Annotated in this window: 25 protein-coding genes and 1 pseudogene; 12 read left to right on the top strand and 14 right to left on the bottom strand. The window is 60.9% G+C overall.

Annotation, left to right across the window (positions count from 1 at the left end; all coding sequences use genetic code 11):
* Positions 1-81: 81 nt before the first annotated feature.
* The 4 genes from ACSQ3I_RS12475 (at position 82) to ACSQ3I_RS12460 (ending at position 5,042) form a co-directional block, all read left to right on the top strand.
* On the top strand, positions 82-3,888 hold the full coding sequence (locus ACSQ3I_RS12475) for a vitamin B12-dependent ribonucleotide reductase (RefSeq protein ID WP_435999279.1): 3,807 nt from the start codon (positions 82-84) through the stop codon (positions 3,886-3,888).
* Between the two features lie 27 nt (positions 3,889-3,915).
* Positions 3,916-4,194, top strand: a complete 279-nt coding sequence (locus tag ACSQ3I_RS12470) for a BrnT family toxin (RefSeq protein ID WP_435999277.1) — start codon at positions 3,916-3,918, stop codon at positions 4,192-4,194.
* Complete coding sequence (locus ACSQ3I_RS12465) at positions 4,175-4,519, top strand: helix-turn-helix domain-containing protein (RefSeq protein ID WP_435999275.1); 345 nt, start codon at positions 4,175-4,177, stop codon at positions 4,517-4,519. The genes ACSQ3I_RS12470 and ACSQ3I_RS12465 overlap by 20 nt, the downstream gene beginning before the upstream one ends.
* A gap of 94 nt (positions 4,520-4,613) precedes the next feature.
* On the top strand, positions 4,614-5,042 hold the full coding sequence (locus ACSQ3I_RS12460) for a GNAT family N-acetyltransferase (protein WP_435999273.1): 429 nt from the start codon (positions 4,614-4,616) through the stop codon (positions 5,040-5,042).
* Between the two features lie 215 nt (positions 5,043-5,257).
* Here the strand turns inward: ACSQ3I_RS12460 and ACSQ3I_RS12455 are convergent, their stop codons facing one another.
* On the bottom strand, positions 5,258-6,157 hold the full coding sequence (locus ACSQ3I_RS12455) for an alpha/beta fold hydrolase (RefSeq protein WP_435999661.1): 900 nt from the start codon (positions 6,155-6,157) through the stop codon (positions 5,258-5,260).
* A 219-nt stretch (positions 6,158-6,376) separates the two neighbouring features.
* Here ACSQ3I_RS12455 and ACSQ3I_RS12450 point away from each other — a divergent pair, with 219 nt between their 5' ends.
* The 5 genes from ACSQ3I_RS12450 (at position 6,377) to ACSQ3I_RS12430 (ending at position 8,574) form a co-directional block, all read left to right on the top strand.
* On the top strand, positions 6,377-6,565 hold the full coding sequence (locus ACSQ3I_RS12450; RefSeq protein ID WP_435999271.1) for a hypothetical protein: 189 nt from the start codon (positions 6,377-6,379) through the stop codon (positions 6,563-6,565).
* A 26-nt stretch (positions 6,566-6,591) separates the two neighbouring features.
* Positions 6,592-7,524 (top strand): 4-hydroxy-tetrahydrodipicolinate synthase, encoded by a 933-nt coding sequence (gene dapA, locus ACSQ3I_RS12445; protein WP_435999269.1) that lies wholly within the window; start codon positions 6,592-6,594, stop codon positions 7,522-7,524.
* 145 nt (positions 7,525-7,669) lie between these two features.
* Positions 7,670-7,861 (top strand): hypothetical protein, encoded by a 192-nt coding sequence (locus ACSQ3I_RS12440; RefSeq protein WP_435999268.1) that lies wholly within the window; start codon positions 7,670-7,672, stop codon positions 7,859-7,861.
* Between the two features lie 26 nt (positions 7,862-7,887).
* On the top strand, positions 7,888-8,154 hold the full coding sequence (locus tag ACSQ3I_RS12435) for a hypothetical protein (RefSeq protein WP_435999266.1): 267 nt from the start codon (positions 7,888-7,890) through the stop codon (positions 8,152-8,154).
* 96 nt (positions 8,155-8,250) lie between these two features.
* On the top strand, positions 8,251-8,574 hold the full coding sequence (locus tag ACSQ3I_RS12430) for a DUF1883 domain-containing protein (protein ID WP_435999265.1): 324 nt from the start codon (positions 8,251-8,253) through the stop codon (positions 8,572-8,574).
* Positions 8,575-8,599: 25 nt separating this feature from the next.
* Here ACSQ3I_RS12430 and ACSQ3I_RS12425 read toward each other — a convergent pair whose 3' ends face one another.
* Together ACSQ3I_RS12425 and ACSQ3I_RS12420 are read right to left on the bottom strand one after the other, a co-directional pair.
* A complete protein-coding gene (locus ACSQ3I_RS12425; protein ID WP_435999263.1) occupies positions 8,600-9,892 on the bottom strand; it encodes a replication-associated recombination protein A in 1,293 nt (430 codons plus the stop codon).
* Positions 9,893-9,990: 98 nt separating this feature from the next.
* Positions 9,991-11,391: a DegQ family serine endoprotease gene (locus ACSQ3I_RS12420; RefSeq protein ID WP_435999261.1), complete on the bottom strand. Its 1,401-nt coding sequence runs from the start codon at positions 11,389-11,391 to the stop codon at positions 9,991-9,993.
* 284 nt (positions 11,392-11,675) lie between these two features.
* On the opposite strand from ACSQ3I_RS12420, the pseudogene ACSQ3I_RS12415 reads away from it, so the two are divergent.
* A pseudogene (locus tag ACSQ3I_RS12415) lies at positions 11,676-12,025 on the top strand (lysozyme inhibitor LprI family protein).
* An 88-nt stretch (positions 12,026-12,113) separates the two neighbouring features.
* Here ACSQ3I_RS12415 and ilvD read toward each other — a convergent pair.
* Entirely contained in the window at positions 12,114-13,949 is a 1,836-nt protein-coding gene (gene ilvD, locus ACSQ3I_RS12410; RefSeq protein WP_435999260.1) for a dihydroxy-acid dehydratase, read from the bottom strand.
* A gap of 308 nt (positions 13,950-14,257) precedes the next feature.
* Between ilvD and msrP the strand changes: the two genes are divergently transcribed.
* The gene (msrP, locus tag ACSQ3I_RS12405; protein WP_435999259.1) at positions 14,258-15,208 is read left to right on the top strand and encodes a protein-methionine-sulfoxide reductase catalytic subunit MsrP; all 951 of its coding nucleotides are present in this window, start codon (positions 14,258-14,260) and stop codon (positions 15,206-15,208) included.
* A complete protein-coding gene (msrQ, locus tag ACSQ3I_RS12400; protein ID WP_435999258.1) occupies positions 15,208-15,849 on the top strand; it encodes a protein-methionine-sulfoxide reductase heme-binding subunit MsrQ in 642 nt (213 codons plus the stop codon). The genes msrP and msrQ overlap by 1 nt, the downstream gene beginning before the upstream one ends.
* Before the next feature lie 175 nt (positions 15,850-16,024).
* Here the strand turns inward: msrQ and rplQ are convergent, their stop codons facing one another.
* The 10 genes from rplQ to rplR all read right to left on the bottom strand — a co-directional run bounded on the left by rplQ (position 16,025) and on the right by rplR (position 22,725).
* Positions 16,025-16,450, bottom strand: coding sequence for a 50S ribosomal protein L17 (gene rplQ, locus ACSQ3I_RS12395; protein WP_435999256.1), 426 nt, complete (start codon positions 16,448-16,450; stop codon positions 16,025-16,027).
* 43 nt (positions 16,451-16,493) lie between these two features.
* Positions 16,494-17,504, bottom strand: a complete 1,011-nt coding sequence (locus ACSQ3I_RS12390; RefSeq protein ID WP_109459229.1) for a DNA-directed RNA polymerase subunit alpha — start codon at positions 17,502-17,504, stop codon at positions 16,494-16,496.
* Positions 17,505-17,607: 103 nt separating this feature from the next.
* Positions 17,608-17,997, bottom strand: coding sequence for a 30S ribosomal protein S11 (rpsK, locus tag ACSQ3I_RS12385; RefSeq protein ID WP_435999254.1), 390 nt, complete (start codon positions 17,995-17,997; stop codon positions 17,608-17,610).
* A gap of 135 nt (positions 17,998-18,132) precedes the next feature.
* Positions 18,133-18,501 (bottom strand): 30S ribosomal protein S13, encoded by a 369-nt coding sequence (gene rpsM / locus ACSQ3I_RS12380; RefSeq protein WP_435999253.1) that lies wholly within the window; start codon positions 18,499-18,501, stop codon positions 18,133-18,135.
* Between the two features lie 226 nt (positions 18,502-18,727).
* Positions 18,728-19,378 carry an adenylate kinase gene (locus ACSQ3I_RS12375; RefSeq protein WP_435999251.1) on the bottom strand — a complete coding sequence of 217 codons (651 nt, stop codon included), beginning with the start codon at positions 19,376-19,378 and terminating at the stop codon, positions 18,728-18,730.
* The gene (gene secY, locus ACSQ3I_RS12370) at positions 19,375-20,715 is read right to left on the bottom strand and encodes a preprotein translocase subunit SecY (protein ID WP_435999249.1); all 1,341 of its coding nucleotides are present in this window, start codon (positions 20,713-20,715) and stop codon (positions 19,375-19,377) included. Before secY ends, ACSQ3I_RS12375 begins: the two co-directional genes overlap by 4 nt.
* Positions 20,716-20,949: 234 nt before the next feature.
* Positions 20,950-21,420, bottom strand: coding sequence for a 50S ribosomal protein L15 (rplO, locus tag ACSQ3I_RS12365; protein WP_435999247.1), 471 nt, complete (start codon positions 21,418-21,420; stop codon positions 20,950-20,952).
* Positions 21,421-21,433: 13 nt separating this feature from the next.
* A complete protein-coding gene (rpmD, locus tag ACSQ3I_RS12360; protein ID WP_435999246.1) occupies positions 21,434-21,634 on the bottom strand; it encodes a 50S ribosomal protein L30 in 201 nt (66 codons plus the stop codon).
* A gap of 14 nt (positions 21,635-21,648) precedes the next feature.
* Positions 21,649-22,218, bottom strand: a complete 570-nt coding sequence (rpsE, locus tag ACSQ3I_RS12355; RefSeq protein WP_435999244.1) for a 30S ribosomal protein S5 — start codon at positions 22,216-22,218, stop codon at positions 21,649-21,651.
* 144 nt (positions 22,219-22,362) lie between these two features.
* The gene (gene rplR, locus ACSQ3I_RS12350) at positions 22,363-22,725 is read right to left on the bottom strand and encodes a 50S ribosomal protein L18 (protein ID WP_109459236.1); all 363 of its coding nucleotides are present in this window, start codon (positions 22,723-22,725) and stop codon (positions 22,363-22,365) included.
* Positions 22,726-22,734: the final 9 nt, after the last annotated feature.

The raw sequence follows: 22,734 nt of genomic DNA, 5'->3' as shown, positions 1-22,734 counted from the left end.
CAAGCTCATTGCGAAGCCGGACAGGATTTTTTTGCGCCTCGCTAACGAGGGCGGGCGCGTCATAAACGAGGATTGACGGACATGCGCATAGAACGTCGTTTCACCCAGGAAGGCCAGTCGCCTTACGCCGACATCGACTTCCGAAAGGCCACCAGCGAGATCAAGAACCCCGACGGTTCGATCGTTTTCCGCCTGGCCAATATCGACGTTCCCGCGCAGTTCAGCCAGGTCTCGGCCGACATTCTGGCGCAGAAATATTTCCGCAAGGCCGGCGTTCCCGCCAAGCTGAAGAAGGTCGAAGAAAATTCCGTTCCTTCCTGGCTGTGGCGCTCGGAGCCGGATGCGGCGGCCCTCAAGGACCTTCCCAAGGAAGAGCAGTACGGTTCGGAAACCGACGCGCGGCAGGTCTTCGATCGTCTCGCCGGCACCTGGACCTACTGGGGCTGGAAGGGCGGCTATTTCTCGTCGGAGGCGGATGCGCTCGCCTTCCGCGACGAACTGGCCTACATGCTCGCCACCCAGCGTGTCGCGCCGAACAGCCCGCAATGGTTCAACACCGGCCTGCACTGGGCCTATGGCATCGACGGTCCCGGCCAGGGCCATTTCTACGTCGACCCCTTCACCGGAAAGCTGACCAAGTCCAAGTCGGCCTATGAACATCCGCAGCCGCATGCCTGCTTCATCCAGTCCGTCGAGGACGACCTGGTCAACGAAGGCGGCATCATGGACCTGTGGGTGCGCGAAGCCCGTCTGTTCAAGTACGGTTCCGGCACCGGTTCCAACTTCTCCTACCTGCGCGGCGAAGGCGAAAAGCTTTCGGGCGGCGGCAAGTCCTCCGGCCTGATGTCGTTCCTGAAGATCGGCGACCGCGCCGCCGGCGCCATCAAGTCGGGCGGTACGACGCGCCGCGCCGCCAAGATGGTGGTGGTCGATATCGACCATCCTGACATCGAGGAATACATCAACTGGAAGGTCAAGGAAGAGCAGAAGGTGGCGGCCCTCGTCACCGGCTCGAAGATCGTCGCTTCGCACCTGAAGGCGATCATGAAGGCCTGCTCGGAGCTTTCCGGCGAAGACCGTTTCGACCCGACCAAGAACCCGGCCCTGAAGCGCGAAATCCGCGCCGCCAAGAAGGACCAGGTGCCGGAAAACTATGTGCAGCGCGTCATGCAGTTCGCGCGCCAGGGTTACACCGACCTGAAGTTCAAGACCTATGACACGGATTGGGATTCGGAAGCCTATCTCACCGTTTCCGGCCAGAACTCCAACAACTCCGTTTCGCTCAAGGACGACTTCCTCAAGGCGGTCGAGAACGACGGCGACTGGAACCTGACCGCCCGCAAGGACGGCCGCGTCATGAAGACGCTGAAGGCCCGCGACCTCTGGGAGCAGATCTCCTACGCCGCCTGGGCATCGGCCGATCCCGGCCTGCATTTCAACACGACGATGAACGACTGGCACACCTCGCCGGCGGCCGGCCCGATCCGCGCCTCCAACCCGTGCTCGGAATACATGTTCCTCGACGACACGGCCTGCAACCTTGCCTCGCTCAACCTGATGCAGTTCAAGGACGCGGCAACCAAGAACATCAACATCGCCGATTACGAACATGCTGTCCGCCTGTGGACCATCGTGCTCGAAGTCTCCGTGATGATGGCACAGTTCCCATCGCGACAGATTGCCGAACGCTCCTACGAATACCGCACGCTCGGCCTCGGTTATGCCAACATCGGCGGCCTGCTGATGTCCTCGGGTATTCCGTATGACTCTGCGGAAGGCCGCGCCATCGGCGGTGCCTTGACCGCGATCATGACCGGTATCTCCTACGCCACCTCGGCGGAAATGGCTGCCGAACTGGGCACTTTCCCGAACTTCAAGCCGAACCGCGACAACATGCTGCGCGTCATGCGCAACCACCGCCGCGCCGCCCACGGAAAATCTTCCGGTTACGAGGCGCTGTCGGTCAATCCGGTGGCACTGATCCACGGCGATTGCCCGGACCAGGACCTCATAACCCATGCCAAGGCCGCCTGGGACAAGGCGCTGGAACTCGGTGAAAAGCACGGCTACCGCAACGCCCAGACGACGGTCATCGCCCCCACCGGCACCATCGGCCTGGTCATGGATTGCGACACCACCGGCATCGAACCCGATTTCGCCCTGGTGAAGTTCAAGAAGCTCGCCGGCGGCGGCTACTTCAAGATCATCAACCGTGCCGTTCCGGAAGCCCTGCGCACGCTCGGCTACACCGAAAGCCAGATCGCCGAGATCGAGGCCTATGCCGTCGGCCACGGCAACCTGAACCAGGCGCCGGCGGTCAATCCCTCGACGCTGAAGGTCAAGGGCTTTACGCAGGAGAAAATTGATGCCGTCAACGCCGCACTCGGACAGGCCTTCGACATCAAGTTCGTCTTCAACCAGTGGACGCTCGGCGCCGACTTCCTGAAGCAGGTTCTCAAGGTCACCGACGAGCAGCTCTCCGACATGAGCTTCAACCTGCTCGAGCATATCGGTTTCTCGCGCAAGGACATCGAAGCGGCCAACGTGCATGTCTGCGGCGCGATGACGCTGGAAGGCGCCCCGCATCTCAAGGACGAGCACCTCGCCGTCTTCGATTGCGCCAACCCCTGCGGCAAGATCGGCAAGCGTTACCTCTCGGTCGAAAGCCACATCCGCATGATGGCGGCCGCCCAGCCGTTCATCTCCGGCGCCATTTCCAAGACGATCAACATGCCGAACGAGGCGACCGTCGAGGATTGCAAGAACGCCTACATGCTGTCGTGGAAGCTCGGCCTCAAGGCCAATGCGCTCTATCGCGACGGCTCCAAGCTTTCGCAGCCGCTCAACGCCTCGCTGATCGAGGATGAGGACGACGAGGATGCCGTCGAGGAACTGATCCAGGCGCCGGCCGCCGTTCAGGCCGTCACGGTCACGGAAAAGATCGTCGAACGGATCATCGAGAAGGTCGTCCGCGACCGCGAAAAGCTGCCGAACCGCCGCCAGGGTTACACCCAGAAGGCCATCGTCGGCGGCCACAAGGTCTACCTGCGCACCGGCGAGTTCGGTGACGGCCGCCTCGGCGAAATCTTCATCGACATGCACAAGGAAGGCGCCGCCTTCCGCGCCATGATGAACAATTTTGCCATCGCCATCTCGCTCGGCCTGCAGTACGGCGTGCCGCTCGAAGAATATGTCGAGGCCTTTACCTTCACCAAGTTCGAGCCGGCCGGCATGGTCCAGGGCAACGACGCGATCAAGAACGCCACGTCGATCCTCGACTACGTGTTCCGTGAACTCGCCGTCTCCTATCTCGGCCGCCACGACCTCGCCCATGTCGATACGTCGGATTTCTCCAACACCGCACTCGGCAAGGGCATCCAGGAAGGCCGCACCAACCTGCTCTCGACCGGCTGGACCCGCGGCTACAAGCCGACGCTCGTTCCCGGCACCGGTTCCGAACGCCAGCTCGCCGAGCCGAAGGGTTCTGCCACGGCTGCTCCCGCCAAGGCCTCCAGCGGCGCGACGATCACCGCCTTCACCGGCAACGCCGCCCGCAAGCTGGAGCCGATCGCCTCGACGTCCACCTCCGAAATCGTCGCCTTCAAGCGCGATTACGAGGAACGCGCCCGTGAATTGGCCGAAGAAATCGCCGAAGAGGTAACGGAAGAGACCGAACAGGAAGCAACCGCCCTCTTCTCCGACAAGGCCGCAGCCGATGCCGCGACCGCCAAGACGGAAGCCAAGAAGCTGGAAGCCGAACGCCGCGCCCGCTCGATCATGCAAGGCTACACCGGCAACATGTGCACCGAGTGCCAGAACTTCACCATGGTGCGCAACGGCACCTGCGAGAAGTGCGACACATGCGGTGCGACCAGCGGCTGCAGCTGAGGCACTACTGGTAACCAGTAGGAACTCATGCTAGAGTTCGAATGGGAAGAACAGAAGGCTGTGGCAAACCTCGCCAAACATGGCGTCGGCTTTGCCGCAGCCTCTGCTGTTTTTCACGATCCGTTCGCTCTGGATATTGAAGAGCGCAGCATGGACTACGGCGAATTGCGCCGCCGGATCATCGGCGTGGGAAACGGCATTTTCCTGACGGTGATCTATACGGAACGCGGCGACAAGGTTCGCCTCATCTCGGCGCGAAGATCGACGAAGACGGAGCGACACGAATATGAGCGGGCACGGTGGTAAATCGTCGGACGGCACGAACTGGCAACATTTGGGCCAGATGAACGATGCCGAAGCCGAAATCAATGCGCTGTCGGATGCGGACAACCCGCCGCTGAGCGCCACCGAAATCCGCGCTGCCGCGACGATGGCCCGCGTCAAGGTCATTCGTCGTGCCTTGGGCCTGACGCAGGAAGAATTTTCCACACGCTATCAGATCCCGCTCGGCACGCTGCGGGATTGGGAACAAGGTCGGTCGGAACCGGACCAGACGGCAAAAGCCTATTTGAAAGTAATTGCAACGCGTCCGGAAGAAACGGCGGAAGCCTTGCAACGGGGTGCGGCGTAGGCGAAGCTTCTCAAGGCATGCGATGAAGCCGCCGCCTGCTATGATGACTATCGAGATCCCGTTCTAACCCCGCTGGAACCCTTATTGTCGCGCCATGCTCCCCATCATCGACATCATCCCCACCGACCCCGCCCCGGATGTCAGAGCCGGCATCGATGCCGCCCTGACGGCGTTTAACGTCAAGATGCGCGACTTCATGCCCGAGGAGCCGGATTTCGCCATCGCCATCCGCGACCCGGAAACCAATTCCGTCACCGGCGGTCTCTATGGCATCGATGGGTATGGCTGGGCTTTCGTGAAACTCCTTGTCATCCCGGAGCAGTATCGCGGCATGGGGCTCGGCACACGGCTGATCACCGAAGCCGAAAACATCGCCAGGGCGCGCGGTTACATCGGCGTCTGGCTGGATACGTTCGAATTCCAGGCACGCCCTTTTTACGAAAAGCTCGGCTACACGCTGTTCGGCGAACTCGAAGGCGGCGATGGCGCCGTACCGCGCTATTTTCTCAAGAAGAAATTCTGACGCAGCCCTGCCGGCTGCTCACAGATTGATTCAAGCGCTTCGCAGGTTGAGTCGGGATATGTCGGCAGGCTATTGAAAGATCGATGATTTTTATCGTGGTCGAGCCTGCGGAGCCCTGATCTGGCCTGCCTGCAACCGGCACTCACACCAGCTATCCCTGCGGTTCCACAAAAAGCGAGGCGCGCCGGTCCGCGCGCCTCCGTTCCCCATTTCACCTATTTGGAAACCTGCTCTGCCCAATTCGGTGCATTGCTCTTGCCGTCGAGGAAACCCATGGCGACCGTCGCCATCAGCGGCGAGGCGAAGGCCTCGTAGTGGGTCAGGTCAGGCAGGATGGCCAGCCGGTTCTTCGACATGTTTTCCCGCATCCAACCGGCATCCTTCAGCCCGCCGCCAAGCTTTTGGTAGAAGTCGACGATGTGCTCCGGCCGCACCATGTCGCTGTCGCCGAAGATCAGCATGACCGGCATGGCGAGCTTTTCGACATCGGCGGAAAAATCGTAGGGCTTGCGCATCAGCGCACCCATGGCATCCAGGAGCCTTGGGAACTCCGATATATCGGGAGCAACCGCCGCATAAGAGATGTACATCGGCGTGCCCTTCATCATCTCGGCCATGCCGGCACCGACCGAAGCCTGCTGCGGCAACATCTCGGGGAAAAAACCGTCTCGGGCATAAGGGGCGGAAACCAGCACCAGCCTGTTCACCTGTGCCGGCGCCTGGGCGGCGAACTGCAAGGCCACGCCCGCCCCGAAGGAATAACCGAGTACATCGAGCTTGTCGTAGCCCAGTGCTTTCGTCAGCCCCGCCATGTCGGCCCCGAGTGCCACCAGGTCGATCGGCCGGTTGCCCAGCGGCGTGCGGCCGTGGCCCTGGAGATCGACGGCGATGACCTGGCGATGGTCGGTGAAGACCGGCATCACCGGCTCGAACATGCCGGTCGAACCGAGGCCGCCGTGCAGGAGCAGCAGCGGTTCGCCCTTGCCGCGGATTTCGTAATAATAATCGATGCCATTGATGGAAAGGCGGCCGCTCTTTTGCGGTGCGGCGGCGGTTGTGGTGTCGGTCATGGGGGTATTCTCCTCTTGTGCCTTCAGATTTTGCGGCAAAGCCATTGCGCCGAACGCGGCGGCAATCAGGGCGATCAGTGTCAGCTTTCTCATGGCGATCCTCCTTTTGTCGTCTGTCGCCCCAAGGACGTCCGGACCGCCATGCAGCCGACAGCCGAGACGAATTTTTCGCCTATGCTTTGCCTATTTCTTCGCTGCCGCCGCCGAATGGCTTTCCTACGAAGGACGGGACTAGGTTGTCGGCAGATCAACCGGTGCCCCCTGATGCGTTCCCCCGTCCTCGCCGACATGCCCAAGGCCATCCGCTGCCGCTTTCCGACAGCCCGTCGCGCCTGCCCGGGCACAACCGTCCCGACACGTCGGGAGCAGCGCCGGTACCGCGCCAAAGCACTGCTGCTGATCCTCGCCGTTTCCGGCGGCCTCGCGCTCCTGTTGTTTTGCGGCAGCCGGTGAACCGAACTTCCTGAAGGATGACCCCCATGCACAAAGAATTCCGACCGGGCGGTGTGATCACCTCGCTCATCACGCCCTTCAAGGACGGCGAAATCGATACCGTCGGCTGGATGGCGCTGCTCGAATGCCAGATCCGCAACGGCATCGACGGCATCCTGCTTTGCGGTACGACCGGCGAAGGCTGGGCAATCGACGCCATGGAACGGGAGCGGCTGATCACGCTGGCGGTCGATGTGGCGGAAAACCGCGTGCAGGTCATCGTCGCCGTCGGCAGCAACAATACGGAGGCCGCCATAGGCCTTTCCCGGCAGGCTGCCCGGCTGGGCGCAAACGCAGTGCTGGTAACCGTGCCGTTCTACAACAAGCCGACGCAGGCCGGCATCCTCCATCATTTCGGCGCGGTCGCCGCCAATGGCAGCTTGCCTGTCATCGTCGAAAATGCGCCGGCACGAACCGCCGTCGACCTGACCCCGGCCAGCATCGCCTGCCTGGCGGATATTCCGGGCATTGCCGCGCTGGCAGACGCCTCCGGCGACATCACCCGGATCGCAACCTTGCCCCGCGCCGTCAGGGACCGTCTGCCGATATTGTCCGCACATGATGATACGGCGCTCGCCTTTACCATTGCCGGCGGCTGCGGGGTGCTCTCGGCGCTCGCCAATATCGCCCCACGACTGACGGTGTCGGCCTATCGGGCCGCGGCCAGCGGCCAGCTCGACGCCGCGTTGAACATCGACGATCGTCTCGCCCCACTTCGCCAGGCGTTGCAGCGCGAACCGCTTGCCGCAACGCTGAAATATGCGCTGATGCTGTTGCGCGGGCTGGAATGCGATACGCGCCTGCCGCTGACCCCCATCGAGCCGGAAACGACGATTGCATTGCGCATGGCGCTTGCGCCGTTTCTCGAGGCGGCAGAAGCAACGAACAGGCCCGGTCCCCTCGCGCGCCTGGATATATAGGCCCCTGTTTTCTTATGCGGCTTTAATCTCTTTGCCGTTTTCGCCGCATGGAAATCCACCTCTCCCCAGCCCGAGATTCCGGAATATGACGCGGGCACGAAGAAATCGCTGCGCACCAAAACATTCCATCGAAAGGAATTTGAAGATGTCGTCTCATCACCGCCATGTCGACCACGCTTCGGTCCAGCGGCGAACCGCCATTGCCCTGTCAGGCATGATCAAACCCTCACCCTTCCAGGCATGGCATTTCGGTCTGCTGACGGTGGCGCTGCAATTCGGCGCGGTACTGCTTTATGCCGGCCTCATCCAGATCCTGGTTCACTGGCTCGGCCGTTGATACGCGAACAACGAAGGAACACGACCATGATGCATGAAGCACACCGCATCGATCCGACAATCGCCGCCCGTTTTCTCGTGGGGCGCGATTGTCACGGATTCTGGGTCGTCCACGACCGGCTGGGTCGGATCGGCGGTCTTTTTGCCAATGAAGGAGCCGCAATCCATTTTGCGACGGAGGAAGCAGGACATGACCCACGGCAGGTCCGTCGCATACCGGAAGGCACGTTGCCCGATCTCCATGCCGATTTCGCAAAAACTCCTCGGCGCGGTCCGATACCTGTGGATAAGTGAATTATTGCCGGCGTTGCAACCGCTGGGAAACTTTTCCTTAACTCTGAAAATCTAGCATGTGACCCCACGATCCATGAAGGGATGAAGAGAAGTAGAATGCCCAAGCCGGCCTTCCGTTATACGCATTATGACTTGGGCAACTTACGTGCAGGCACCGTCATCGAAGTCACGCTCTCAGCCGTCTGCAACGTCAGGCTCATGAGCCCCTGGAACTTCCAGGCCTTCAAGGAAGTGCTGAAACATCAATTCATCGGCGGCGTCGCACGGCGCTCGCCCATCAAGCTGACCATTCCGGAAACCGGCCCGTGGCATCTGGTCGTCGATATGGAAGGCCAGCACGGCCTGGCGGAATCAAGCGTCAAGATGATCGACAGCGTCAGCCCTGCTCGCTACCAGCCGGCGGAACCTGCGGCCGGCTGACGGCACGGCCGGCCGGGACGTTTCCTCAATCCGACTTCTGGCCTTTCAGCCTTTTCCAGTAATGCAGCCTTTTCGAAAGCTCGCGTTCGTAGCCTCGTTCATTGGGTTTGTAGAAATCGAGGTCCTTGTCGCCCAGCTCGGCGGGGAAGAACATCTGTCCGCTAAAGGCATCCGGAAAATCGTGGTCGTAAAGATATCCCTCGTGGTAACCCAGTTGCTTCATGAGTTTCGTCGGGGCGTTGAGAATGTTTTTCGGCGGCGGGATCGACCCGGTTTGCCGTGCAAGCGCGGTCGCGGCATCGAATGCCCGGTATGATGCATTGGATTTCGGGCACGTCGCGACGTAGACGATCGCCTGCGCCAGGAAAAGCCGAGCCTCCGGCCAGCCGATGCGCTCGAAGGCTTCCCACGCGGTGATGACCTGCTGCAAGGCTTGCGGGTCGGCCAGCCCGACGTCCTCGGAGGCGGCGCATGCCAGGCGCCGGAAAACCACATTCGGGTCTTCACCGCCTTCGATCATCCTCGCCGCCCAATACAGGGCGGCGTTGACATCGCTGCCACGCAGGCTTTTGTGAAAACAACTCAGCAGGTTGTAATGCCCATCATTGGCCTTGTCGTAGAGCGGCATGCGTTTCTGCAGGAACACCGCCAGGTCGCTTTCGGCAAGCGGCGAGGCAACATTGGTCCGGAACAGCTCCTCCACCATGCCGATCAGATAACGACCGTCGCCATCGGCCAGATCGACCAGGGCATCTCTTGCCGACGCGGTGATCGGCAGCGGTTTTTTCGCATGTTCTTCTGCCCGTTCCAGAAGTTTGACAAGCGCCTGCCGGTCCAGCGGATTGAGCGTGAACACCCTGGCGCGCGACAACAAGGCGCCGACCAGGCTGAAACTCGGATTCTCCGTCGTGGCGCCGACCAGCGTAATCACGCCGCTCTCGACGTGCGGCAGCAGGGCATCCTGCGTCGAGCGATTGAAGCGATGAAGCTCGTCGATGAACAGGATCGTCTGGCGCCCCAGCGACCGATCCTTCTTCGCTTCTTCGAAAACCTTTCTCAGGTCCGCCACGCCCGACATGACCGCCGAAAGCTGCACGAACCGCGCATTCGCCTCCGCCGCGACCAGCCGCGCGATCGTCGTCTTGCCGACGCCCGGCGGCCCCCAGAGGATGAAGGAGGAAATCGATCCCGACTTCACCATGCGGGCGATCGGCCCGCCCTCACCCAGCAGGTGATCCTGACCGACCACGTCAGCCAGCGTGCTGGGACGTAGCGCCTCGGCCAGCGGTATGGGCGCCTGCGATTCGAAAAGTGACACGCATATCTCCAAACTTACACTCCGGATAAATGGGGAGCGAAGCTGTTGTTTTCAAACGATGCGCCTGCCGGCAACCGCAGCACGCGAGCGGATGGCCGTTACCGGAAGAACTGCCGCAAGCGCTGGCCGTCGCGGTCGATCTCGATCCGCCAGAAACCCGGATCGTCCTCCAGCGCCGCTTCCAGCGCCTTCGTCGAATCGACGGCATTGCCATTGACCGCAACGATCACGTCGCGCGCCGCAAAACCGAGGCGGTCGGCGGGCGAACCCGGCTTGACTTCCATGACCACCACGCCGGTCGTGTCGCTGGCCATGCGCAACTCGTCGGCCACCCGCGGCGAGAGGTTTGCAACGACAGCGCCGGCAAACGGGTTGCGGCCCTCGATCTGCCGCTGGTCCCGCGGCGCCGTTTCCGGAGCACCGTCGAGCGTCAGCTTCACCGTCTCTTCCTTGCCGTTGTCGAGGACGGTCAGATCGACGGCAATGCCGAGACCCGCCGTGGTCAGCCGGTAACCCAGGGCATCGGGATGCTCGACGGGCACACCGTTGACCGCCGTCACCACCTCGCCCGGCTTCAGCCCGGCCTTTGCCGCCGGTCCGTCACCGGCAACCTTGACCACCAGCGCTCCCCGCGCGGTCTTCAACCCGAGCGCTTCGGCCACTTCAGATGTCACCGGCTCGAAGGTGGCGCCGACATACGGACGCTCGAAACGTTGCGCGCCGCTTTCGGCCGAAGCCAGGAACACCTTCACCAGATTGGCGGGAATGGCGAAACCGACGCCGTTGGAGCCGCCGCCGCGCGAAAAAATCGCCGTATTGATGCCGATCAGTTCGCCTTTCATGTTCATCAGCGCGCCGCCGGAATTACCGGGATTGATCGATGCGTCCGTCTGTATGAAGAAGCCGAACTCCGACTTGACCACCTGGTTACGCGCCAATGCCGAAACGATGCCGCTCGTCACCGTCTGGCCGACACCGAACGGATTGCCGATGGCGAGCACCAGATCGCCCACCTCCACCGCATCGGAGTTCCCGATCGGCAGGCTCGGGAAGTTGCCGCCGTTCTTGATCTTCAGCACGGCAAGATCCAGCCGGTCGTCCTTGAGGATCACTTCACAGGGAAACTCGCGGCCATCGGCCAACGCCACCTTGATGTCGTCGGCGCCCTCGATGACATGGTTGTTGGTGACGACGGTGCCATCGGCCTCGACGATCACGCCGGAACCGAGCGAGGATTGTTTCTCCGTACGGTTCGGCATGCGCTGGCCGAAGAATTGTTCGAAGAACGGGTCGTCGAAAGGCGAGCGACGTTCGACCATGCGCTCGGCGTAAACGTTGACGACGGCATTGGCCGTTTGCTTGACGAGCGGCGCGAAGGAGAGCTGCATCTGCAGCTGGCTCTCGGGCACGGTTTTGGCCGTGTCTTGCGCATACACCGCCGGCATCACGAGGAAAAACGACAGGACGGAAGCCGAAAGGCGCATCGTGAAGCCGCGCATGGGAGATCCTTTTGAAAATATCAGGTCAGGCAGGTTTTAACGCTCGACGCTAGAAAAGGAAGAGGGCGGAAGCATGGAAAACGGCAGGCAGGACCACCAGACGAAAACACGCCCGCCAGATAGCCTTCATGTCCCGGCGGCATTCGCCCGTGGGATCCTTCTTTGGAAGGGGCTGCAACATCACGGCGGCCATCCTTCCTTGTCATAACGGCAGACTGCATCATCTCTAATACCGAGATATGCCGGCAGACCCGGATGTCACCGATTGAGCATGGAGTAGTCTTATGACGCATTTTTCAACTGCCCTCGTCCTTGCGCTGCTGCTGGTCTCGGGCACGACCACCGGTGCCATAGCCGCCAGTTTCGATTGAGAAGCGTCGGAACTGAAGGCTGACGAGAAGACGATCTGCGATACGAGGGCGTTGAACGATGCCGATGTTCGAATGGTCACCACATTCGAGTTGCTCACCGGCCTGCTTGCCATGGGTGCCCGCGGCACCTTGCAGGATGAACAATCGGCCTGGCTGCAGAAGCGCCAGGCGTGCAGCGCAGATGCCGCCTGTATCGCGGCAGCCTACGACGAGCGCATGACGCAGCTGGGGGAACCTATAAGAACATCAACCGGCCGCTGTAAGGGCGTTGCGGCCTGCGCAAAGAAAAACCCTTCCCTCGGCTGGCGAAGGAAGGGTTCTGATCGATAGCACGGCAAATGCCGCCGGCACTTATTCCGGCAGGATGCGGACGGCGCCCTTGTCGGCGCTGGCGGCGAAGGCGGCATAGGCCTTCAGCGCCGTGGTGACGTTGCGTTTGCGCGGTGCAGCCGGCTTCCAGCCGAGCTTGTCCTGTTCGGCGCGGCGCGTTGCGAGTTCAGCGTCGGAAATCGCGATGTCGATGGTGCGGTTCGGAATGTCGATATTGATGATATCGCCGTTGCGCACCAGGCCGATGGCGCCGCCCTGCGCCGCTTCCGGCGAGGCGTGACCGATGGAGAGACCGGACGTGCCGCCGGAGAAGCGACCGTCGGTGATCAGCGCGCAGGCCTTTCCGAGGCCCTTGGATTTCAGGTAGCTGGTCGGATAGAGCATTTCCTGCATGCCCGGGCCGCCCTTCGGGCCTTCGTAGCGGATGACGACGACGTCACCGGCCTTGACCTCGTTGCCGAGGATGCCCTTCACCGCCGCGTCCTGGCTTTCGTAAACGACCGCCGGGCCGGAGAATTTCAGGATCGACTCGTCAACGCCGGCCGTTTTCACGATGCAGCCGTCGAGCGCGATGTTGCCGGAGAGCACGGCCAGGCCGCCATCCTTCGAGAACGGATGTTCGACGGAGCGGATGACACCCTTTTCACTGTCGGTATCCAATTCGTCCCAGCGGGCTTCCTGGCTGAAAGCAACCTGAGTCGGGATGCCACCGGGGGCAGCACGGAAGAATTTGCGCACGGTCTCGCTGCTGGTGCGGGTGATGTCCCAACGATCGATGGCGTCACCCAGCGTTTCGGCGTGTACGGTTGGCGTGTCGCGGTGGAGCAGCCCGCCCCGCTCGAGTTCGCCGAGGATGCGCATGATGCCGCCGGCGCGGTGCACGTCTTCCATGTGCACGTCCTGCTTGGCGGGCGCGACCTTGGAGAGGCACGGCACCTTGCGCGACAGGCGGTCGATGTCGTCCATGTTGAAGTCGATGCCACCTTCATAAGCAGCAGCGAGGATGTGCAGCACGGTGTTGGTCGAGCCGCCCATGGCAATGTCGAGCGACATGGCGTTTTCGAAGGCGCGCTTGTTGGCGACGTTGCGCGGCAGGATGCTGTCGTCTTCCTGCTCGTAATAGCGGCGAGCAAGATCGACAATCAGGTGACCGGCCTCGACGAACAGCCGCTTGCGGTCGGCGTGCGTGGCAAGCGTCGAACCGTTGCCGGGCAAGGACAGGCCGAGCGCTTCCGTCAGGCAATTCATCGAGTTGGCCGTAAACATGCCGGAACAGGAACCGCAGGTCGGACAGGCCGAGCGTTCGATGACCTTGACGTCCTCGTCGGAAATCTTGTCGTCGGCGGCTGCGACCATCGCATCGACGAGATCGAGCGCGTGCGTCTTGCCATGCAGGACGACCTTGCCGGCTTCCATCGGACCGCCGGACACGAAGACGGCCGGAATGTTCAGGCGCATGGCGGCATTCAGCATGCCGGGGGTGATCTTGTCGCAGTTCGAGATGCAGACCATGGCGTCGGCGCAATGGGCATTGACCATGTACTCGACCGAGTCGGCGATGATTTCGCGAGACGGCAGCGAATAGAGCATGCCGTCATGGCCCATGGCGATGCCGTCATCGACGGCGATGGTGTTGAATTCCTTGGCGACGCCGCCGGCCGCTTCGATTTCGCGGGCAACGAGCTGGCCGAGATCCTTGAGGTGGACGTGGCCGGGCACGAACTGCGTGAACGAATTCACCACCGCAATGATCGGCTTGCCGAAATCGCTGTCCTTCATGCCCGTCGCGCGCCAAAGGCCGCGGGCACCGGCCATGTTGCGGCCGTGGGTCGTGGTTCTCGAACGATAAGCAGGCATGGTGTTTTCCTCGACGTCTTTCAATCTATCCGGGGAATGCGGGGCAAGGCGTCTCTACCGCAGCCCAATTTTCTCAGGTCCTAACGCAAATGCTGGAATCTGTCACTATCAGGTAGGCCGAATCCGGTACGGTACAAGCCGCGAGGGTCTGATAAGGCGCAGCGACAACAGTGCAGCACACGGCGCCTCACGACAAAACACGAAAATGTGGTTTAACCACGGAAGAATTCCGGCACAAACGCCGTAACAAAAACATCCTCGGGCACGTATTGGCGGTATGATGCGCATCACGCTGAAAGGAACGTGCCATGGCCGCCTATCGCCCGCCAAGAATTGCCGCCTCGGAAATCACGCCGCAGTCCCTCTATCTCAACCGCCGCAATTTTTTCGGCGCCGCCACGCTTGCGGGTGCTGCGATGCTTGGCGGCGCACAGGCCGCGGCGGCCGCCCTTGCCGTCGTTCCGAGCCAATACAAGGTCGACGACAAGCTGACGCCGCAGAAGGACGTCACCACCTACAACAATTTTTACGAATTCGGCCTCGACAAGGGCGACCCGGCTGCCCTTTCCGGCGATTTCAAGCCACGGCCCTGGACGGTTGCCGTCGACGGCATGGTCGGCAAGCCCGGCACCTTCGACATCGACCAGTTGATCAAGGATTTTCCAGTCGAGGAGCGTGTCTACCGCATGCGCTGCGTCGAGGCATGGTCGATGGTGATCCCCTGGAACGGCTTTCCGCTCGCTGCCCTGCTCGACAAGGTGGAGCCGCTCGGAAGCGCAAAATACGTTTCTTTCGAAACCGTCGTGCGGCCGGAAGAAATGCCGGGCCAGGGCGGTTATTTCCAGTCGCTCAATTGGCCCTACATCGAAGGCCTGCGGCTCGACGAAGCCCGACATCCGCTGACCCTGCTTGCCGTCGGTCTCTATGGCGAAACGCTGCCGAACCAGAACGGCGCTCCGATCCGCCTGGTCGTGCCGTGGAAATACGGTTTCAAGGGCATCAAATCGATCGTGCGCATCACCTTGACCGACCAGCAGCCGAAAAACACCTGGCAGGTCACCAATCCGCAGGAATACGGCTTCTATGCCAACGTCAATCCCGAGGTCGATCATCCGCGCTGGAGCCAGGCGACGGAGAGGCGCATTGGCGAAGGCGGCTTCTTTTCGTCGGGTGAACGCCGTCCCACATTGCCCTTCAACGGTTATGCCGAAGAGGTCGCAAGCCTGTATTCCGGCATGGACCTCAGGGCGAACTACTGATGGCGACAGGTCTTCCCAAACGCTGGCAGCCGGCGTCCGTCTGGCTGCTCTACATCGTCGGGCTGCTGCCAGCAGCCTGGTCCTTTTATCTCGGCGCGAGCGGCAATCTCGGTGCCGATCCCGTCAAGACATTCGAACTGCTGCTCGGCATCTGGACGCTGCGGTTCCTGATCGCAACGCTTGCCGTCAGCCCCCTGCGCGAACTCGCCGGCTGGAACCTGATCCGCTATCGACGTGCGCTCGGGCTACTGACCTTCTACTACGCGCTGATGCATTTCTCGGTCTATGCGATCCTCGACCAGGCATTGGTGCTCAACGCCATCGTTGCCGATGTCCTCAAGCGTCCCTTCATCATGTTCGGCATGGGCGCCCTGCTGCTGCTGGTACCACTGGCGGTCACCTCGAACATGGCGTCCATCCGCAAGCTCGGGAAAAACTGGATCCGCCTTCACCGGCTGATCTATCCGATCGCCGCACTCGGAGCCTTGCATTTCGCACTCTCGACCAAGGTGCTGACGCTGGAGCAATATATCTACATCGGCCTGATCGTCGTCCTGTTGCTTTATCGGGCCTTGCGACCGGTTCTGCGTGCCCGCAAAAACGACCGGAAGCGGATGCCGGTCACCCAACGCACCGCCTAGAGCAATTCCAGCAAAAGTGCGCAGCGGTTTTGCGTCCGGAATTGCGCAGGAACAAAGAGATAGAGCGTTTTCGCGTTTCGGAGAAAAGCGGAAATGCTCTAAAACAAACATGGTCCCAAACGCAAACAGCCGAGTCTTTCGACCCGGCTGTTTTGTTTCCGCAAGGCGGAAAAGATCAAGCGGCTTCGGCAGCTTCTGCTTCAGCGGCAACGCGAGCCTTGTCGGCTGCGCCCTTGGCATCGACGTCGCGCTCGACGAACTCGACAACAGCGAGGGCAGCGTTGTCGCCCTGGCGGAAGCCGGCCTTCATGATGCGCAGGTAGCCGCCGTTGCGGGTGGCGTAACGCGAAGCGATCGTGTCGAACAGCTTCGAAACGACAGCAACGTCGCGGATCTGCGAGATCGCCTGGCGGCGAGCGTGCAGGTCGCCGCGCTTGCCGAGGGTGACGAGCTTTTCGACGATCGGGCGAATTTCCTTCGCCTTCGGCAGGGTGGTGACGATCTGCTCATGGGTGATGAGCGAGGCAGCCATGTTGGCAAACATTGCCTTACGATGGCTGGCGGTTCTGTTCAGCTTGCGACCGGCTTTCTGGTGGCGCATGGCTACTCTCCTTCACTTGCAGGCAAAGCCCGCAGTCTAATGGTTAATATTGGTCTTCGTATCGCTTGGCGAGATCTTCGATGTTTTCCGGCGGCCATGCGGGCACTTCCATACCGAGATGGAGACCCATGGAAGCCAGGACTTCCTTGATTTCGTTCAGCGACTTGCGACCAAAATTCGGCGTGCGAAGCATTTCGGCTTCGGTCTTCTGAATGAGGTCGCCGATATAAACGATGTTGTCGTTCTTCAGGCAGTTGGCCGAACGGACCGAAAGTTCCAGTTCGTCGACCTTCTTGAGGAGCGCCGGGTTAAAGGCCAGTTCGGTGACGGCTTCTTCTTCGGCTTCCTTCTGCGGTTCGTCGAAGTTGACGAATACGCCGAGCTGGTCCTGCAGGATGCGGGCCGCAAATGCGATCGCATCTTCGCCGGTGATGGAACCGTTGGTCTCGATCGTCATCGTCAGCTTGTCGTAGTCGAGAACCTGGCCTTCACGGGTGTTTTCCACCTTGTAGGACACTTTCTTGACCGGCGAATACAGGCTGTCGACCGGGATAAGGCCAATCGGCGCATCTTCCGCGCGGTTGCGCTCTGCCGGAACGTAACCCTTGCCGTTGTTCACGGTGAATTCCATGCGGATCTCCGCGCCCTCGTCGAGCGTGCAGATGACATGGTTCGGGTTCAGGATCTCGATGTCGCCAACCGTCTGGATGTCCCCGGCGGTAACGACGCCCGGGCCCTGCTTGCGGACAACCATGCGCTTGGCATCGTCGCCGTCCATCTTGATGGCGATTTCCTTGATGTTCAGGACGATGTCGGTGACATCTTCGCGAACACCCGGGATCGAGGAGAATTCATGCAATACGCCGTCGATCTGCACGGCAGTCACTGCACCACCGCGCAACGACGACAGCAGCACGCGACGCAGCGCGTTGCCGAGCGTCAGACCGAAGCCCCGCTCCAGCGGCTCGGCGACGAGCGTCGCCTTCGTCCGGCCGGAAGAGGTAAACTCGACCTTGTTCGGCTTGATCAGTTCTTGCCAGTTCTTCTGAATCATGTGTTTTCCTTCCGTTCGCTGCCACCATCCAATCGTGGCAACCGAGCATTAGAAACGCCGGGAGGAGCGCCTGATGGGCGCTCACCGGCGGATAAAGGAATGATCAGACGCGGCGCTTCTTGCGCGGACGGCAACCATTGTGCGGGATCGGCGTCACGTCACGGATCGACGTGATCACGAAACCGGCAGCCTGCAACGCGCGCAGGGCGGATTCGCGACCCGAACCCGGACCGCAGACTTCCACTTCCAGCGACTTCATGCCGTGTTCCTGGGCCTTCTTGGCGCAGTCTTCGGCAGCGATCTGGGCAGCGAACGGGGTCGACTTGCGCGAACCCTTGAAGCCCTTGGCACCAGCGGACGACCAGGCAATGGCGTTGCCCTGCGCGTCGGTGATGGTGATCATCGTGTTGTTGAAAGTCGAGTTGACGTGAGCGACGCCCGACGTGATATTTTTACGTTCGCGGCGGCGAACGCGTGCGGCTTCCTTGGCCATGTCTTACCTTTCGTTGATCTCTTCACCGCCGTAACACCAGCGGCTACACCGGTGAACGGCGAGAGCCCTTCACCAAATTCAAAAAGGAGGCCGGCGACCTGCGCCAGCCTCCCCTTCCCGGATATGATCCGGAAATTACTTCTTCTTACCAGCGATCGCCTTCGCCGGACCCTTGCGGGTGCGGGCGTTGGTGTGCGTGCGCTGACCGCGAACCGGCAGGCCGCGGCGATGACGCAGGCCGCGGTAGCAGCCGAGGTCCATCAGGCGCTTGATGTTCATCGAGGTCTCGCGACGCAGGTCGCCTTCAACCTGATAATCGCGGTCGATGGTTTCGCGGATCTGAAGGATTTCAGAATCCGTCAGCTGGTGGACGCGCTTGTCAGCGGGAAGACCAACCTTCTCCATGATTTCCTGCGCGAATTTCGGACCGATCCCGTGAATGTAGGTCAACGCGATAACAACGCGCTTTGCCGTCGGGATGTTGACGCCAGCGATACGTGCCACGTCTATTCTCCTTGCGTTCCAGTTGTCATCCGACAAAAGGGCTTTTTTCGTTACGCGGCCCTGAGAGCCACCAGTTCAAAAATCAGGTTCACAACAACAAACGACCGAACCCGGATTTCCCGAAGAAATCCGCGCCGATCGCATGGTATGTCGCGAGTTGGCGCGGTGTTTAGCGGAATCGCTGCAAAAAAGCAACTGCCTCGCCAAAGTAATTTCCGCCAACCGCCTAGACGGATGCCAGAATCCTGTCGATATCCGCCGTCACCTGATCGATGTCGGCCATACCGTCCACAGAAGCGAGCTTGCCCTTGGCATGATAGTAGCCGATGAGCGGAGACGTTTCCTTGTAATAGGCCTGCAGGCGGGTAACGACGGTCTCGCGATTGTCGTCCGGCCGGCGTTTGAAGTGCGTCGACCCGCAGCGGTCGCAGACCCCTTCCACCTTCGGCTTCAGATTCGTGTCGTGATAGCCGGCGCCACAGTTGGCGCAGGTATAACGGCCCGAAACGCGGTCTGCGAGCACAGCGTCGTCGACGCGGATCTCGATGACCTTGGAAAGATCCAGGGCCTTGGCCTTGAGAATCGCTTCCGTAGCGTCAGCCTGCACCAGTGTGCGCGGATAACCGTCGAGGATGAAACCCTTGGCGCAGTCCGGCTGATCGATTCGCTCCGAGACGATGGCGTTGACGATCTCGTCGGAGACGAGCTTGCCGGCATCCATCACCGCCTTGGCGCGCTTGCCAACTTCCGTTTCGGCAGCGACGGCCGCGCGCAGCATATCGCCGGTGGAAAGCTGGGGAATCCCGTACTTTTCCACAATTCTCTGGGCCTGGGTTCCCTTACCCGCACCCGGCGGCCCCAAAAGAATAAGTCTCATCGTCCCCTCTTTCCTCCACGCAATTTCGATTTCTTGATCAGGCCTTCATATTGCTGGGCAATCAGATGTCCTTGAACCTGTGCTACAGTATCAAGGGTGACGCTGACAACAATCAAAAGCGACGTACCACCAAGGGATAACGGTACACCCGTCTGAGAAACCAGAATTTCGGGAAGGATACAGACGAATACGAGATAGATGGCGCCGATCACGGTAATACGGGTCAGCACGAAGTCGATGTACTCGGCAGTGCGCTCACCGGGGCGAATCCCCGGGATAAAGCCACCATGCTTCTTCAGGTTATCGGCGGTGTCCTTCGGGTTGAAGACGATGGCCGTGTAGAAGAAGGCGAAGAACGCGATCAGGGCACCGTAAAGTACCATGTAAAGCGGCTGGCCGTGGCCGAGCGCAGCAACAATCGAGGTCGCCCAGCCGGGCAGTTCCGTCGAATTGGTGAAACCGGCGGCCGTTGCGGGCAGCAAAAGCAGCGACGACGCGAAGATCGCCGGAATAACGCCCGAAGTGTTGAGCTTCAGCGGCAGGTGCGAGGTATCGCCCTGGAACATGCGGTTGCCGACCTGGCGCTTCGGATACTGGATCAGCAGCCGGCGCTGGGCGCGCTCGACGAAGACGATCAGCGCGATGCAGAGGATGGCAACGATGATGACGGCGAGAATCAGCCCCGTCGACAGCGCGCCTGTGCGGCCGAGTTCCAGCGTGCCGGCCAGAGCCGACGGCAGGCCTGCGGCAATGCCCGCGAAGATGATCAGTGAAATACCGTTGCCGATACCGCGCGACGTGATCTGCTCGCCGAGCCACATCAGGAACATCGTGCCGCCGAGCAGCGTGATGACGGTCGAAATACGGAAGAACCAGCCTGGATCGACGACGATGCCGCTGCCGCTTTCAAGGCCGACTGCAATGCCATAGGCCTGCAGCGCGCCGAGCAGCACGGTGCCGTAACGGGTGTACTGGTTGATGATCTTGCGGCCCTGCTCGCCTTCCTTCTTCAGGTTTTCGAGCGCCGGCACGACCGAAGTCATGAGCTGCACGATGATAGAAGCGGAGATGTAGGGCATGATGCCGAGCGCGAAAATCGCCATGCGCTGCACGGCGCCGCCCGAAAACATGTTGAAAAGGCCAAGGATACCGCCTGCCTGGCCATGGAAGGCCTGGGCATAAGCATCGGGATTGAGACCCGGAAGCGGAATATGTGTGCCGAGGCGATAGACCAGGAGCGCTGCGAGGGTAAACCACAGCCGCTTCTTCAGATCCTCAGCCTTGGCGAAAGTCGAAAAATTCAGATTTGATGCTAATTGTTCCGCTGCAGACGCCATGCAATTCTCCGCGCAACCAACTCCGGAGGCAAGACGAACCGGCCACGTCCGGAAGCAGTTTCTCAATCCTGTTCAAAAAACCGGGCTTCGGACAGATTGCGGCGCAATCGGATGCCTCACCCTTGTTTTCCGTTTAAATCCCGGAAGACGAAGATTCGTCTTGAGGAACGTGAGGCCCACATATGGGAGCAAAACCGCCCGGTGTGAAGCCACCCCGGGCGGTTCAAGTCAACTTTATTCTGCGGCAGCCAGGAGAAGCTTCACCGAACCGCCAGCCTTCTCGATCTTTTCGACCGCAGGCTTGGAGGCGCCGGCAACTTCGATGGCAACCTTTGCCGTCAGTTCGCCGTCAGCGAGAACGCGGACGCCGTCCTTTTCGCGACGGATGACGCCGGCAGCCTTGAGGGCTGCTGCATCGATGGTCTTCGAAGCGTCGAGCTTCTTGGCATCGATTGCCGTCTGGATGCGGCCGAGCGACACGACAACAAATTCGCTTGCAAAGATGTTGTTGAAGCCGCGCTTCGGCAGGCGACGGTAGATTGGCATCTGGCCGCCTTCGAAGCCGTTGATGGCAACGCCCGAACGAGCCTTCTGACCCTTGACACCGCGGCCACCGGTCTTGCCGGAGCCGGAGCCGATACCGCGACCGAGCCGCTTGCGGCTGTGGGTTGCGCCTTCGTTGTCCTTGATTTCATTCAGTTTCATGATCTTATCTCCCTCACTTCTCGTCGACGACGCGGACGAGATGCTGGACAGCCCGAATCATGCCACGAACAGAAGGAGTATCTTCCAGCGTGCTGCGGCGATGCATCTTATTCAGGCCGAGACCGATCAGCGTCTGACGCTGAATAGCCGGGCGGCGGATGGGGCTACCGATCTGTTCGACGGTAACCGTCTTTTCAGCAGTCTTGTTAGCCATTGGGAATGCTCCTCTTATTCTTCAGAAGCATTGCCGGAGGCGACGCGACGTGCCTGGAGCGTGGCGTATTTCAAGCCGCGCTGTGCCGCGATGTCCTTCGGGTGAACCTGATGCTTCAGAGCGTCGAACGTTGCGCGAACCATGTTGTAGGGGTTCGAGGAACCGGTCGACTTGGCGACAACGTCATGAACGCCGAGCGTTTCGAAAACGGCGCGCATCGGACCACCGGCGATGATACCGGTACCAGCCTTGGCCGAACGAAGCAGAACCTTGCCTGCGCCGTGGCGACCGTTGACGTCGTGATGCAGCGTGCGGCCATCGCGCAGCGGAACGAAAATCAGTTCGCGCTTGGCAGCTTCCGTTGCCTTGCGGATTGCTTCCGGCACTTCGCGTGCCTTGCCGTGACCAAAGCCAACGCGGCCCTTCTGGTCACCGACAACAACGAGAGCGGCGAAGCCGAAGCGACGACCACCCTTGACGACCTTCGCAACGCGGTTGATCGCGACCAGCTTGTCGACGAACTCGCTATCGCGCTCTTCGCGGGCCTGGCGATCTTCGCGCTGGCCCCTTCTTTCCTGTGCCATTGTCCTTTTCCTTTTTCTTTTGCGGGTGCAATTGGCAAATCATGAATAGGACCCCATTGCTCTCTTTTCGAGATCCAATGCGGTCCGGCGATTGGCAATACCCAAAAATCTCCTCCGGGTCATGACACCCGGAGGAGAAACTCGTCAGAAGTTCAGACCGCCTTCGCGGGCAGCTTCTGCAAGAGCCTTGATGCGGCCGTGATAGATGAACGCGCCACGATCGAAGACGACGTCCTTGACGCCAGCCTTGACGGCACGTTCAGCAACCAGCTTGCCAACGGCAGCAGCTGCTGCCGTATCAGCGCCCGTCTTCAGAGACGGACGCAGAGTGGTGTCGAGGGTCGAGGCGGACGCGAGCGTACGACCTGCGACATCATCGATAACCTGTACGTAGATGTTCTTCGACGAGCGATGAACCGACAGGCGCGGACGGCCATTGGCCACCGACTTGAGGTGACGGCGCACGCGGTTGGCGCGACGTGCAAGTGCTTCTTTCCTGCTAGCCATTTCGCGTGA

The organism is Rhizobium sp. LjRoot30 (assembly GCF_964253915.1).
Taxonomy (GTDB): domain Bacteria; phylum Pseudomonadota; class Alphaproteobacteria; order Rhizobiales; family Rhizobiaceae; genus Metarhizobium.
This window is presented reverse-complemented; position numbering and strand designations above follow the sequence as displayed.